The organism is Serratia sp. BFP-2025 (assembly GCF_050880365.1).
GTDB lineage: Bacteria > Pseudomonadota > Gammaproteobacteria > Enterobacterales > Enterobacteriaceae > Serratia > Serratia surfactantfaciens.
This window is the reverse complement of the sequence record NZ_JBPAFV010000001.1, coordinates 2,038,376-2,051,043: the sequence shown is the minus strand read 5'-3', so window position 1 is coordinate 2,051,043 and position 12,668 is coordinate 2,038,376. Positions and strand designations below refer to the sequence as shown.

Below are 12,668 nucleotides of genomic sequence, written 5' to 3'. Positions count from 1 at the left end.
GGCAGGGCGCCCGCTGCGGCAAGGTTCAGGCCTGCGCCTTGAAGCTGTGCAGGCGCTGAACGGTTTTTTCCAGCCCGTCCTTCATCAGCATTTCGGTGCAGCGCAGCGACTCGTCGATCGCTTCGTCAATCATCTTCTGCTCGCTGGCCGGCGGCTTGCCGAGCACGAAGCCCACCACCTTGTTCTTGTCACCCGGATGGCCGATACCGATGCGCAGGCGATAGAAGTTCGGGTTGTTGCCGAACTTGTTCTGGATGTCCTTCAGACCGTTGTGGCCGCCGTTGCCACCGCCGAGCTTGATTTTGGCCACGCCGGGCGGCAGATCCAGTTCGTCGTGCGCCACCAGGATCTCGTTCGGTTCGATGCGATAGAAGTTGGCCATCGCCAGCACCGCTTTGCCGCTCAGGTTCATGAAGGTGGTCGGCACCAGCAGGCGCACGTCGTTGCCTGCCAGGTTCAAGCGGGCGGTGTAGCCGAAGAACTTGCTCTCTTCTTTCAACTGCTGATTGTGGCGCTGGGCCAGCAGATCGACGTACCAGGCGCCGGCGTTGTGGCGCGTCTGGGCGTATTCCGCGCCCGGGTTGGCCAGGCCGACTATCAATTTAATACTGCTCACTGGGAGATTCGCTATGATCAGGGTAATGGAAAGGGCCTTAGTCTACCTGTCGGGGCGGCGAATGACAAAATCCGATCTCCGCCATCGTCTTAGGTAAGAAAGACGAATGATTCATTAGCTGAATAATTCAATTTGTCCGCTAATTTTCAGCGCCGTGTTAAGAAGTGTCAATAATTCTTTACCATTTGTGATCGCCTCCGCAATCCCCTTGCCGCAACAAGGACTATACTTAACTTATCAAAGTGGGTTAACAAGTTGCAGCGTTATCCCGGTTGGCACATGGCAATCATGGAGGTGGCATATGAAACGTAGACACGCGGACAGAATGGGCAACTTTTTTATGGGACTGGGGCTGGTCGTGATGATCGGCGGCGTCGGATACTCCATTATTGCTGAAGTATCCCAGTTCGATTTACCGCAATTTTTCGCCCACGGTGCCATCATGAGCATCTTCGTCGGCGCGCTGTTGTGGCTGGTGGGCGCGCGTATCGGCGGCCGCGAGCAGGTGGCGGATCGCTACTGGTGGGTAAAACACTTTGATAAACGGTGCCGCAACGACCAACATCGTTCGTCGCATTGATTAAAAAATCAGAAGGGAAGCGAGAGCAGGGCAAGGGAATATCTGCCGTGCATTAAGGTCTGAGGTCATGTTGGACTACGAGTAGAAAACCCGTTGTTGCGCACGCACCAACGGGTTTTTCTTTTTCTGCTGTCGGGCACGTTATCTTTCCGGCACGGTGGGTGCCGCACCGGAAAGACGACGCATCAATGCTCGAACATCGCAGAGATCGACTCTTCGTTGCTGATGCGGCGGATGGCTTCAGCCAGCATGCCGGACAGGGTCAGAGTGCGAACGTTTTTCAGTGCCTTGATTTCCGGCGACAGCGGAATGGTGTCGCAGACGATCACTTCATCAATCACCGAGTTCTTGATGTTGTCCACGGCGTTGCCGGAGAAGATCGGGTGCGTCGCGTAGGCGAATACGCGCTTGGCACCGCGTTCTTTCAACGCTTCAGCCGCTTTACACAAGGTGCCGCCGGTGTCGATCATGTCGTCGACCAGCACGCAGTCGCGGCCTGCCACGTCACCGATGATGTGCATCACCTGAGAAACGTTCGCGCGCGGGCGGCGTTTGTCGATGATGGCCATGTCGGTGTCGTTCAGCAGTTTGGCGATGGCGCGGGCGCGCACGACGCCGCCGATGTCCGGAGAAACCACGATCGGGTTTTCCAGGTTCTGCTGCAGCATGTCTTCCAACAGGATCGGGCTGCCGAACACGTTGTCTACCGGTACGTCGAAGAAGCCTTGAATCTGCTCAGCATGCAGATCCACCGTCAGAACGCGGTCAACCCCTACGCTGGAGAGGAAATCGGCGACAACCTTGGCGGTGATTGGCACACGCGCGGAACGCACGCGGCGATCCTGGCGGGCATAGCCGAAGTAAGGGATAACGGCGGTAATACGACCTGCGGAGGCGCGACGCAGGGCGTCGACCATCACAACCAGTTCCATCAGGTTGTCGTTGGTCGGGGCACAGGTGGACTGGATGATGAAAATATCACCGCCGCGTACATTTTCGTTGATTTGCACGCTCACTTCGCCGTCGCTAAAACGACCTACAGCGGCGTCACCAAGACTGGTGTACAAACGGTTGGCAATACGTTGTGCTAGTTCCGGGGTGGCGTTACCAGCAAAAAGCTTCATATCAGGCACGAGAAGAACCTCAGGCTTGCGTCCAGAGAAGATATTGTCATACGACATCGCCAAGGGGCAGTCGGCGACGCCGGCGCAATATACATACGGGTATGTAAAACTAAAATTGAGACCGCAGGCAGCGCAGGGATAACAGGGCCAGGTGTGCATGACCCTGCGCAGCGAAACGTTGAGCTACGACTCAAACCGCCCGGAACGAATGCGATGTAGTGGGGAGACGTTAACGCCGCGCGCTACAAAACCACGCAACCACTCCGGGGCTTGATTTAACACCTGACGGGCGGCGATTTCTGTGTCGAATTCAGCAAACACACAAGCACCTGTGCCAGTCAGGCGTGACGGGGCGTATTCTAACAGCCATGAAAGAAGCTGTTCAACCTCGCGAAAACGTTTTCTTGCGATCGGTTCGCAATCATTTGCGTACGGCGCCTGCAACAGCTCATTTAAGGAGCGAACCGGGGTATCCCTTTTCAATTCGGCGTCGCCGAAGATAACCGGCGTCGGGATGCCGACGCCGGGATGGGCCACCAGATACCATTTTTCCTGCGGTTCGGCCGGCTGCAGGCGCTCGCCGATGCCTTCGGCGAAAGCGGCGTGGCCGCGCACGAACACCGGCACGTCGGCGCCGAGGCTGAGCCCCAGCTCTGCCAGTTGGTCGTCGCCAAGGCCGCAGCGCCACAGTTCGTTGAGCGCCACCAGCACGGTGGCGGCGTTGGAGGAGCCGCCGCCCAAACCGCCGCCCATCGGCAGATGCTTGTCGATGCTGATGTCGGCGCCGCGCGCAGCGGTCTGCAGGCCGCGCTCATCGCAATAGCGCTGCAGCAGGCGGGCGGCGCGCACGATCAGGTTCTGCTCGTCCGGCACGCCGTCGACCGGCGTCAGCAGGTTAATGCGATCGTCCTGGCGCGGGTCAATGGTCAGGGTGTCGCCGTAATCCAAAAACTGGAACAGCGTCTGCAGCAGGTGATAGCCGTCTTCACGACGGCCGGTGATGTACAGAAACAGGTTGAGCTTCGCGGGGGAGGGCCACTGGCGGATCATTTGAGCGTCCAGTTATCCATTTTCAGCTTGATGCGCTGGTCGCCCTGCTGCAGCTCCAGGCGGTTCGGCAGCGTCGGCTGCACCTCGGTGCTGTAGCCCTGGTAATCCACTTTCCACGTCTGGCCGCCCTGCTGGTAGGTCAGCTTGCTCAGACGATATTGGTCATCCAGCGCAAAATCGTTGGCTTCGCCCGGCAGACCGAGCATCCATTGGCGCAGGTTGTTCAGCGGGATCGCCATGCCGGTCAGCTTGCGGATCATCTCTTCCGGGTTATCGCTGACGTAGCGTTTACCCTGGTTATCGGTCAGCTGCACCACGTTTTTCTGCACGTTGAGATCCATTTCCGTGCTGCCCAGCGGGTTGGTCAGCAACAGGCGGTAGCGCTCCGGCGAGAACTGCTGCCAGAAGAAGCGGGCGTAGACTTTTTTCTGATCAGACAAGTAGGCGAAGGAGCCGCGGGTCTGATAGGTGCTGAGCTGCTGCACCGCCTGCTCATGGGCGCGCCACTGCGGTGAGGTCGGGCTGGTGGCCGGGCCGCTCGGCTTGGTGGTGGTACAGGCGGCCAACACCAGGCTGGCCAGCGGGATCAGACGGAGCAAACTAACTTTGCGTATTGGCATAACTTTCTCTTGTCCTTTTGTCCTTGCGGGCATGCGCGACGAAACCCGGATTCAGCGCTCACGCTAACGGGGCGGCGGCGACGCGTCAATTTTTTGCTGCATCGCGTTGAATCTTGCCGCTTTTACCGGCGCAATGCCAACCCGGCGCGCGCGTCGGGGTCGCCATTAAGATTAACACAATCGTTTCGTAGCGCTGCCCGGGCGCAACAATTTTCGTTACGGCAGGGGGCCGCCGTTAGCGTTTGGTTGATGTTTGTCTCGGTATGCTGCCGGGGGTTTTTGTTGCGGGAAATAATCGAATGAAGATAGCGGTGCGAATAATCATTTCGCTTCTGTGCTTTGCCGGTGCGGTATTTTTTTATTTTCAGGCCAAGCAGGTTTTTTGCCAACAGGTCTCTTTTATCTTGGATCCATCCTATCGTTGCGGCACGCTGGGGTGGTAAACGCGCGGATTATAAGCGGATAGCCTGCAGGTTTTACCGAATCCTGCGCGGGATACCGCATCTTGCGCTAAAATTCAGTATGTTATGCCGTCAAATTATAAATCATCTCACTGTATTTATTACTTATTCATTAATTGATGTCGTCTATGACAGCGATTGAACGGAAGATGCGGTTGTTACTTTTATTGATCCCGCGCATCAAGTAGAATGCCGTTCAACGAGAACCCGTACCAACAGAAGTATTACTCGAAGCAATGACCCTGCTGGCGTTAGGTATAAATCACAAAACTGCTCCGGTTTCTCTGCGTGAAAGGGTGACCTTCTCGCCAGAGTCCATCGATGAGGCGCTGACCAGCTTGCTCCAACAACCGTTGGTGCAGGGCGGCGTCGTGTTGTCCACCTGCAACCGCACCGAGCTGTATCTCAGCGTTGAGCAACAGGAGCACATGCTCGAGCAGCTGGTCGCCTGGCTGTGCGCCTACCACAACCTGCGCCCGGAAGAGGTGAAGAAAAGCCTGTACTGGCATCAGGGCAACGACGCGGTCAGCCATCTGATGCGGGTGGCCAGCGGGTTGGACTCGCTGGTGCTGGGCGAACCGCAGATCCTCGGCCAGGTGAAAAAGGCCTTCGCCGAGTCGCAACGCGGCCAGTCGCTGTCCGGCGAGCTGGAGCGCCTGTTCCAGAAATCCTTCTCCGTCGCCAAGCGCGTGCGCACCGAAACCGAAATCGGCGCCAGCGCAGTTTCCGTTGCTTTCGCCGCCTGTACGCTGGCGCGGCAGATTTTCGAATCGCTGGCCGATCTCAACGTCTTGCTGGTGGGCGCCGGTGAAACCATCGAGCTGGTGGCGCGCCACCTGCGCGAACACAAAGTGCGGCACATGATCATCGCCAACCGCACCCGCGAGCGCGCGCAGCTGCTGGCGGACGAAGTTGGCGCGGAAGTGATCACCTTGCCGGAGATCGACGAACGCCTGGCGGACGCCGACATCATTATCAGTTCCACCGCCAGCCCGCTGCCGATCATCGGCAAGGGGATGGTGGAGCGGGCGCTGAAAGCGCGCCGCAACCAGCCGATGCTGCTGGTGGATATCGCCGTACCGCGCGATATCGAACCGGAAGTCGGCAAGCTGGCCAACGCTTATCTGTACAGCGTGGACGATCTGCACGCCATCATTCAAAGCAACCTGGCGCAGCGCAAAGCGGCGGCGGTGCAGGCGGAGTCGATCGTGCAGCAGGAAAGCACCAACTTTATGGCTTGGCTGCGTTCGCAGGGTGCGGTGGAAACCATTCGCGACTACCGCTCGCAGGCCGACCAGATCCGCGCAGAAATGGAGGCCAAAGCGCTGGCCGCCATCGCGCAGGGTGCCAACGTGGAGCAGGTTATTCACGAGCTGGCCCATAAACTGACCAACCGCCTTATTCATGCCCCCACCAAATCCCTCCAGCAGGCCGCCGGCGACGGCGACGTGGAGCGGTTGCAGTTATTACGCGACAGCCTCGGGCTGGATCAGCATTAGTTTTCTCTATTAACAGGGTTTATTACCACGCATGAAGCCTTCTATTGTTGCCAAACTGGAAGCGTTACAAGAGCGCCATGAAGAAGTGCAGGCGCTGCTCGGCGATGCCGGCGTTATCGCCGACCAAGACCGGTTCCGCGCGCTGTCGCGAGAATACGCGCAGCTGACCGACGTCAGCCGCTGCTTCCTGGAATGGCGTCAGGTGCAGGAGGATCTGGAGACGGCGGAAATGATGCTGGACGATCCGGAAATGCGCGAGATGGCGCAGGAAGAGCTGAAACAGGCGCGGGCGACCAGCGAAGAGCTGGAACAACAGCTGCAGGTGTTGCTGCTGCCGAAAGATCCGGACGATGAGCGCAGCTGCTTCCTCGAAGTGCGTGCCGGCACCGGCGGCGATGAGGCGGCGATCTTCGCCGGCGATCTGTTCCGCATGTACAGCCGCTACGCCGAAAGCCGCCGCTGGCGCGTCGAGGTGATGAGCGCCAACGAAGGCGAGCACGGCGGCTTCAAGGAAGTGATCGCCAAAGTTTCCGGCGACGGCGTGTACGGCCAGCTGAAGTTTGAATCCGGCGGCCACCGCGTGCAGCGCGTGCCGGAAACCGAATCCCAGGGGCGCATCCACACCTCCGCCTGCACCGTGGCGGTGATGCCGGAAGTGCCGGAGGCCGAATTGCCGGACATCAACCCGGGCGATCTGAAAATCGACACCTTCCGCTCCTCCGGCGCCGGCGGCCAGCACGTTAACACCACCGATTCGGCGATCCGCATCACCCACCTGCCGACCGGCATCGTGGTGGAGTGCCAGGACGAACGTTCTCAGCACAAAAACAAAGCCAAGGCGATGTCGGTGCTGGGCGCGCGCATTCGCGCCGCCGAGATGGCCAAGCGCCAGCAGGCCGAGGCGTCCACGCGCCGCAACCTGCTGGGCAGCGGCGATCGCTCCGATCGCAACCGCACCTATAACTTCCCGCAGGGGCGGGTGACCGACCACCGCATCAACCTGACGCTCTACCGTCTGGACGAGGTGATGGAAGGCAAACTGGACATGCTGATCCAGCCGATCGTGCAGGAGTATCAGGCCGATCAGCTGGCGGCGCTGTCCGCCGAGCAAGAGTGATGGATTATCAACACTGGCTGCAAGCCGCCGCCGCGCGTTTGACCCACAGCGACAGCGCCCGGCGCGACGCGGAAATCCTGTTGGGTTTCGTGACCGGCAAGGCCAGAACCTTCCTGATGGCGTTCGGTGAAACCTTGTTGACGCCGCCGCAGCAACAGCAGTTGGAAACGCTGCTGGCGCGCCGCGAACGCGGTGAGCCGGTGGCCTATCTGGTGGGCGAGCGCGAGTTTTGGTCGCTGCCGCTGTCGGTCTCGCCCGCAACGTTGATCCCGCGCCCGGATACCGAATGCCTGGTGGAGCTGGCGCTGGCGCGCCTGCCGCCGCAACCCTGTCATTTCCTCGATCTCGGCACCGGCACCGGCGCCATCGCGCTGGCGCTGGCCAGCGAGCGCCCGGATTGTTCGGCAGTCGGCGTCGATGTGCAGCCGGATGCGGTCGCGCTGGCGCAGCACAACGCGCACAAGCTGAAGATCGACAACGTCCGATTCTTGCAGGGCAGCTGGTTTACGCCCGTCTCGGGGCAGCGCTTCGCGCTGATCGCCAGCAATCCGCCCTATATCGACGCCGCCGATCCGCATTTGTCGCAGGGCGACGTGCGCTTCGAGCCGGGCAGTGCGCTGGTCGCCGCCGAGCATGGCTTGGCGGATCTGGCCGCCATCGTGCGCCAGGCGCCGCACTATCTGCAGCCGCAGGGCTGGCTGCTGTTGGAACATGGCTGGCAGCAGGGTGAGAGCGTGCGCACGCTGCTGCAGACCGCCGGATTTTCCGCTGTCGCTACCCACCGTGATTACGGCGACAACGACCGCGTGACGCTCGGCCAATGGCCGGGATAAGCGCCTCTGATAATAACGACGCCCGAGCTATTTAAGGGAGCATCATGACTGCATACACCGCGTTGAAACATTTCCATTTGCTGACGGTCGCCATCAGTATTACCTTGTTTGTGCTGCGTTTCTTTTGGCAGTGGCGCCGCTCGCCGATCATGGGCCGCCGCTGGGTCAAGATAGCGCCGCACCTGAACGACACGCTGCTGTTCGTCAGCGGCATCGCGCTGGTGGTGACGTTCGGGTTTTATCCGCTGCTGGGTATGGACTCATGGCTGACCGAGAAGCTGTTTGGCGTTATTATCTATATCCTGCTTGGCTACGTCGCATTGGGCAAGAAGACCAAAAGTCAGCGGCTGCGAACCGTGGCGTTCGTGCTGGCCTTGGGCTGTCTGTATCTGATAATTAAACTTGCCACGACGAAAATACCGTTTCTGATGGGATACCTATGAGTAGCATTGCTGATTTTGAATTTAACACCTCGCCGCTGAGCGAAGGGGTGATCCTGGTGTCGCAGTCGGTGCGGCGCGATTTTCCCGCTGCTGACGTGGAGCGCAAGCTGCAACAGCTGGTGGACGAAGCACGTGCGGTGGTGCCGGCCGATATCACTCAGGAGCAGCAACTGGATGCGCTCATTGAACTGTTCTACAAGACCTGGGGATTCGGCGGCGCCAGCGGCGTGTACCGCCTGTCGGACGCCATCTGGCTGGACAAGGTGCTGGAAGGGCGGCAGGGCACGCCGGTCTCGCTGGGCACCATTTTCCTGCACATCGCCAACGCGCTGGATCTGCCGCTGCTGCCGGTGATTTTCCCCACTCAGCTGATCCTGCGTGCCGACTGGCTGGACGAAGAGCTGTGGCTGATCAACCCGCTGAACGGCGAAACCCTGAGCGAGCACCAGCTGGAAGTGTGGATCAAAGGCAACCTGGGGCTGGGTGCCGAACTGGAAGACGACGACCTCGATGAGTCGGAGAACATCCTGGTGGTGCGCAAGATGCTGGATACGCTGAAGGCCGCCCTGATGGAAGAAAAACAGCTGGAAATGGCGCTGCGCACCAGCGAAACGGTGTTGTGCTTCGATCCGGAAGATCCCTACGAAATCCGCGACCGTGGGCTGATTTACGCCCAGCTGGAGTGCAACCACATCGCGATTTCCGATCTCAACTATTTTGTCGAGCAGTGTCCTGAAGACCCGGTCAGCGAAGTGATCAAAGTACAGATCCATTCGATTGAGCCGAAACAGGTGACGCTGCATTAATTCAATGGCTCCGTGTAGTTTGCAAGGCGATGGTTATAACCTCAACAAAGGCGAAAGCATGAAACAGAAATTAGTTAGCATTGGCGACATCGACGTAGCAAACGATCTGCCGTTTGTGCTGTTTGGCGGTATGAACGTACTGGAATCGCGCGATCTGGCGATGAGCATCTGCGAGCACTACGTCACCGTGACGCAAAAACTGGGCATTCCTTACGTATTCAAAGCCTCTTTCGACAAGGCCAACCGTTCTTCCATTCACTCGTACCGCGGTCCGGGCCTGGAAGAAGGAATGAAGATCTTCGAAGAGCTGAAAAAAACCTTCGGCGTGAAAATCATCACCGACGTGCACGAAGCGGCGCAGGCGCAGCCGGTTTCCGAAGTGGTTGACGTGATCCAGCTGCCGGCCTTCCTGGCGCGTCAGACCGATCTGGTGGAAGCGATGGCGAAAACCGGCGCGGTGATCAACGTCAAGAAGCCGCAGTTCGTCAGCCCGGGGCAGATGGGCAACATCGTCGACAAGTTCAAAGAAGGCGGTAACGATCAGGTGATCCTGTGCGATCGCGGCAGCAACTTTGGCTATGACAACCTGGTGGTCGACATGCTCGGCATCAACGTGATGAAGAACGTCACCGGCGGTCATCCGGTGATCTTCGACGTGACCCACGCGCTGCAGACCCGCGATCCGTTCGGCGCCGCGTCCGGCGGCCGTCGCGCCCAAGTGGCCGAGCTGGCGCGCGCCGGTATGGCGGTTGGCCTGGCAGGGCTGTTCCTCGAAGCGCACCCGGATCCGAAAAACGCCAAGTGCGACGGCCCGTCCGCGCTGCCGTTGGACAAGCTGGAACCGTTCCTGGCGCAGATGAAAGCCATCGACGACCTGGTGAAGAGCTTCCCGGAGCTGGATACCAGCAACTAAGCGCTCCGCGCCATAAAAAAAAAGCCCGACTCGTCGGGCTTTTTTACGTTTAGGCCTCGGTGACCGCCAGCGCTTCCGGCAGCGTCGGGTAGAACTGCAGGCGGCCCTCGATCGGCTGCACCCGCGCGCGCGCCAGGGTTTTCAGCGGCTGGAACGGCACATCGGTGATCACCAGTTTTTTGTCCGCCGGCAGCACGTCGATAAAGCGCCGCAGGGCGCTCAGCCCGCCGGCGTCGAGCACCGGCACCGCATCCCACTGCAGCACGATCGTCCGGTAGCCCTCACTGCGCGCCAGCAGTTCGGTGAAGATGCGCTCGGCGGCGGCGAAGAACAGCGGGCCGTTCACCCGCAGCACCAGGCGGCCGTCACCGGCGCTCAGCTCGCTCAGCCGCGTCATGCGGGCGATGCGGCGCATGAACAGCAGCGACGCCAGCACGATACCGACGGTAATGGCGATCACCATGTCGAACAGCACCGTCAGCGACATGCACAGCAGCAGCACCAAAATGTCGTCCTTCGGCGCCCGGCGCAGCAGATAAACCACCTTGTGCGCCTCGCTCATGTTCCAGGCGACCATCAGCAGCAACGCCGCCATCGCCGCCAGCGGCAGATACGAGAGCCACGGCGCCAACACCAGCAGCGCCAACAGCACCAGCAGCGCGTGGATGATGGCGGACACCGGCGAGGTGGCACCGGCGCGCACGTTGGCCGCCGAACGGGCAATCGCGGCGGTTGCGGTGATGCCGCCGAAGAACGGCGCAATGATGTTGCCCGCGCCCTGGCCGATCAGTTCACTGTTGGAGTTATGCTTCTTGCCGGTCATGCCGTCGAGCACCACCGCGCACAGCAGCGATTCAATCGCGCCGAGCATCGCCATTGAAAATGCCGCCGGCAGCAGCGCGGAAACGGTTTGCCAGCTCAGGTTGAACGGTTGCCCGCCGCCGCCCGGCAGATGCCAGGGCAGCAGCAGCTGCGGCAGAATTGGCGGAATGCCCTGACCGCTGCTGCCGTCGGCCAGCAGGTAGCTGAAGCGGGAGCCGATGGTCGCCACCGGGTGGTCAAACAGGGTCAGCAACCCCATCAGCGCAGTGCCCGCCAGCAGCGCCGGCAGATGGCCGGGCACGCGCAGGCCGAGTTTGGGCCAAAATATCAGGATCAGCAGCGTCACCGCACCGATCAGCGTATCGCCGAGATCCAACGTTGGCAGCGCTTGCAGCAAGGCGTACAGCTTGCCGACGTAATTTTCCGGTGTGTGCGCCAGCTGCAGGCCAAAGAAGTCCTTGATCTGCATGGTAGCGATGGTGATGGCGATGCCGGAGGTAAAGCCGAGCGTCACCGGCAGCGGAATGTACTCGATCAGCCGGCCAAAACGCGCCAGCCCCATCAGCAGCAGAAATATGCCGGAGATCAGCGTGGCGACCAGCAGACCGGCCAGGCCGAACTGCTGCGAGACCGGATAGAGGATCACCACGAAGGCGGCGGTGGGGCCGGAGACGCTGTAGCGCGAACCGCCGCTGACGGCGATGACGATGCCGGCGATGGCGGCGGTATACAGGCCGTACTGCGGCGGTACGCCGCTGGCGATCGCCAGTGCCATCGCCAGCGGGATGGCGATAATGCCGACCGTCACCCCGGCGATGGCGTCTTTCAGCAACCGCGCCAGGCTATAAGGTTCCCGCCAACAGGCGTCTATCAGCGCGCTGAAGGGGCGAATTCTGTTTATTTCATGCGTTTTCATCTACGGTGCGTACCAAATCTTCAAAAGTGAAAGGAATGGCGGGCCCGATGAGGTCCGTCTTGTCACGTGACAGATACCATACGCCTTTTGTTCAGCGGATTACCAGACCTGTGTCAATTTGGGGCAGGAAATCAGAGAGTCGCCGTTTTATCCGGCGCTAAATACCGTTGTCGGGTAAGTCAGCCGCAGATTCTGCGGCTGTACAGCAGAGGAATACGCGAGGTTTTAACGGTTAGTGAAGGGCGGGTAAGGGTAAGCCGAGAAAATCGGCTAAAGTGCTCACCAGCAGCTGGTGGTCTTCTTTCTGCGGCGCGCCGGAAATGCTGATGCTGCCGACGCAGCCGAGGCCGGCGAGATTGAGCGGGAAGGCGCCGCCGTGTACCGAATAGTCGCGCACGCTCAGCCCGTAACGCTCCTCCAGCGACGTTTGCCGCTGCTGCAGGCGCAGGCCGATGGCGTAAGAGCTTTTGTGAAAATGGTTCACCAGATTGCGTTTGCGCCGCACCCAGTCGGCGATGTCCGGCGTTGCGCCCGGCATGGCGTAATAAAACAGCGTCTGCCCGGCAAGTTGGATCTCGATGGCGATGCTCAGGCCGCGCCGTTTGGCGGCGGTTTTCAGCGCGGCGCCCAGCTCCCAGGCGGTAGCGGCGTCAAAATGCGTAAAGGCCAGCGTCGCTTCCTGTTCGCTGAGCGCGTGCAGTTCATCGTCGATATTCATGTGGTTCTCCCCCGATAACACAACGCACAGAGTAGCCCGAAGCGTTCGCCGTGAGATAGACGGCTTGGTGATAAGATAGAACTGCTACTCTATTACTAGACTGTGTAAAATACCCGCCGCCGAAGCGGAGACGACAGGGATGCGTTATTC

At 60.0% G+C, this 12,668-nt stretch carries 14 protein-coding genes; 7 read left to right on the top strand and 7 right to left on the bottom strand.

What is annotated here, in order from left to right; translation table 11 throughout:
- Positions 1 to 25 precede the first annotated feature (25 nt).
- Positions 26 to 616 carry an aminoacyl-tRNA hydrolase gene (gene pth / locus ACRAWE_RS09650; protein WP_004941053.1) on the bottom strand — a complete coding sequence of 197 codons (591 nt, stop codon included), beginning with the start codon at positions 614 to 616 and terminating at the stop codon, positions 26 to 28.
- Positions 617 to 917: 301 nt separating this feature from the next.
- On the opposite strand from pth, the gene ychH reads away from it, so the two are divergent.
- Positions 918 to 1,196, top strand: a complete 279-nt coding sequence (gene ychH / locus ACRAWE_RS09645) for a stress-induced protein YchH (RefSeq protein WP_432525287.1) — start codon at positions 918 to 920, stop codon at positions 1,194 to 1,196.
- Between the two features lie 185 nt (positions 1,197 to 1,381).
- Here the strand turns inward: ychH and prs are convergent, their stop codons facing one another.
- The 4 genes from prs to ACRAWE_RS09625 all read right to left on the bottom strand — a co-directional run bounded on the left by prs (position 1,382) and on the right by ACRAWE_RS09625 (position 4,379).
- Positions 1,382 to 2,329 carry a ribose-phosphate diphosphokinase gene (prs, locus tag ACRAWE_RS09640; RefSeq protein ID WP_004941061.1) on the bottom strand — a complete coding sequence of 316 codons (948 nt, stop codon included), beginning with the start codon at positions 2,327 to 2,329 and terminating at the stop codon, positions 1,382 to 1,384.
- A gap of 174 nt (positions 2,330 to 2,503) precedes the next feature.
- On the bottom strand, positions 2,504 to 3,370 hold the full coding sequence (gene ispE, locus ACRAWE_RS09635) for a 4-(cytidine 5'-diphospho)-2-C-methyl-D-erythritol kinase (protein WP_432525286.1): 867 nt from the start codon (positions 3,368 to 3,370) through the stop codon (positions 2,504 to 2,506).
- On the bottom strand, positions 3,367 to 3,990 hold the full coding sequence (gene lolB, locus ACRAWE_RS09630; protein WP_432525285.1) for a lipoprotein insertase outer membrane protein LolB: 624 nt from the start codon (positions 3,988 to 3,990) through the stop codon (positions 3,367 to 3,369). The genes ispE and lolB overlap by 4 nt, the downstream gene beginning before the upstream one ends.
- A gap of 122 nt (positions 3,991 to 4,112) precedes the next feature.
- Positions 4,113 to 4,379: a hypothetical protein gene (locus ACRAWE_RS09625; RefSeq protein WP_156785406.1), complete on the bottom strand. Its 267-nt coding sequence runs from the start codon at positions 4,377 to 4,379 to the stop codon at positions 4,113 to 4,115.
- A gap of 308 nt (positions 4,380 to 4,687) precedes the next feature.
- Between ACRAWE_RS09625 and hemA the strand changes: the two genes are divergently transcribed.
- Genes hemA through kdsA form a run of 6 tightly spaced genes read left to right on the top strand, consistent with a single transcriptional unit; the run spans position 4,688 to position 10,062 of the window.
- Positions 4,688 to 5,950 carry a glutamyl-tRNA reductase gene (gene hemA / locus ACRAWE_RS09620; protein ID WP_432525284.1) on the top strand — a complete coding sequence of 421 codons (1,263 nt, stop codon included), beginning with the start codon at positions 4,688 to 4,690 and terminating at the stop codon, positions 5,948 to 5,950.
- Between the two features lie 31 nt (positions 5,951 to 5,981).
- Complete coding sequence (gene prfA / locus ACRAWE_RS09615; protein WP_019454779.1) at positions 5,982 to 7,067, top strand: peptide chain release factor 1; 1,086 nt, start codon at positions 5,982 to 5,984, stop codon at positions 7,065 to 7,067.
- On the top strand, positions 7,067 to 7,900 hold the full coding sequence (gene prmC / locus ACRAWE_RS09610; RefSeq protein WP_432525283.1) for a peptide chain release factor N(5)-glutamine methyltransferase: 834 nt from the start codon (positions 7,067 to 7,069) through the stop codon (positions 7,898 to 7,900). The genes prfA and prmC overlap by 1 nt, the downstream gene beginning before the upstream one ends.
- 41 nt (positions 7,901 to 7,941) lie before the next feature.
- Positions 7,942 to 8,343 (top strand): SirB2 family protein, encoded by a 402-nt coding sequence (locus ACRAWE_RS09605; RefSeq protein WP_171455054.1) that lies wholly within the window; start codon positions 7,942 to 7,944, stop codon positions 8,341 to 8,343.
- Positions 8,340 to 9,149, top strand: coding sequence for an invasion regulator SirB1 (gene sirB1 / locus ACRAWE_RS09600; protein WP_432525282.1), 810 nt, complete (start codon positions 8,340 to 8,342; stop codon positions 9,147 to 9,149). The genes ACRAWE_RS09605 and sirB1 overlap by 4 nt, the downstream gene beginning before the upstream one ends.
- Before the next feature lie 58 nt (positions 9,150 to 9,207).
- Positions 9,208 to 10,062, top strand: a complete 855-nt coding sequence (gene kdsA, locus ACRAWE_RS09595; RefSeq protein ID WP_432525281.1) for a 3-deoxy-8-phosphooctulonate synthase — start codon at positions 9,208 to 9,210, stop codon at positions 10,060 to 10,062.
- A 49-nt stretch (positions 10,063 to 10,111) separates the two neighbouring features.
- Here kdsA and dauA read toward each other — a convergent pair whose 3' ends face one another.
- Both dauA and ACRAWE_RS09585 read right to left on the bottom strand, forming a co-directional pair.
- Complete coding sequence (gene dauA, locus ACRAWE_RS09590; protein WP_432525280.1) at positions 10,112 to 11,800, bottom strand: C4-dicarboxylic acid transporter DauA; 1,689 nt, start codon at positions 11,798 to 11,800, stop codon at positions 10,112 to 10,114.
- 232 nt (positions 11,801 to 12,032) lie between these two features.
- Positions 12,033 to 12,518, bottom strand: a complete 486-nt coding sequence (locus ACRAWE_RS09585) for a heme-degrading domain-containing protein (RefSeq protein ID WP_432525279.1) — start codon at positions 12,516 to 12,518, stop codon at positions 12,033 to 12,035.
- Positions 12,519 to 12,668 lie beyond the last annotated feature (150 nt).

Excerpts from the sequence above, each read along its gene's own strand:
- kdsA (WP_432525281.1), top strand. The coding sequence starts at position 9,208 with ATGAAACAGAAATTAGTTAGCATTGGCGACATCGACGTAGCAAACGAT.
- ACRAWE_RS09585 (WP_432525279.1), bottom strand. The coding sequence starts at position 12,518 with ATGAATATCGACGATGAACTGCACGCGCTCAGCGAACAGGAAGCGACG.
- prmC (WP_432525283.1), top strand. The coding sequence starts at position 7,067 with ATGGATTATCAACACTGGCTGCAAGCCGCCGCCGCGCGTTTGACCCAC.
- sirB1 (WP_432525282.1), top strand. The coding sequence starts at position 8,340 with ATGAGTAGCATTGCTGATTTTGAATTTAACACCTCGCCGCTGAGCGAA.
- prfA (WP_019454779.1), top strand. The coding sequence starts at position 5,982 with ATGAAGCCTTCTATTGTTGCCAAACTGGAAGCGTTACAAGAGCGCCAT.
- lolB (WP_432525285.1), bottom strand. The coding sequence starts at position 3,990 with ATGCCAATACGCAAAGTTAGTTTGCTCCGTCTGATCCCGCTGGCCAGC.
- ychH (WP_432525287.1), top strand. The coding sequence starts at position 918 with ATGAAACGTAGACACGCGGACAGAATGGGCAACTTTTTTATGGGACTG.
- hemA (WP_432525284.1), top strand. The coding sequence starts at position 4,688 with ATGACCCTGCTGGCGTTAGGTATAAATCACAAAACTGCTCCGGTTTCT.
- dauA (WP_432525280.1), bottom strand. The coding sequence starts at position 11,800 with ATGAAAACGCATGAAATAAACAGAATTCGCCCCTTCAGCGCGCTGATA.
- ispE (WP_432525286.1), bottom strand. The coding sequence starts at position 3,370 with ATGATCCGCCAGTGGCCCTCCCCCGCGAAGCTCAACCTGTTTCTGTAC.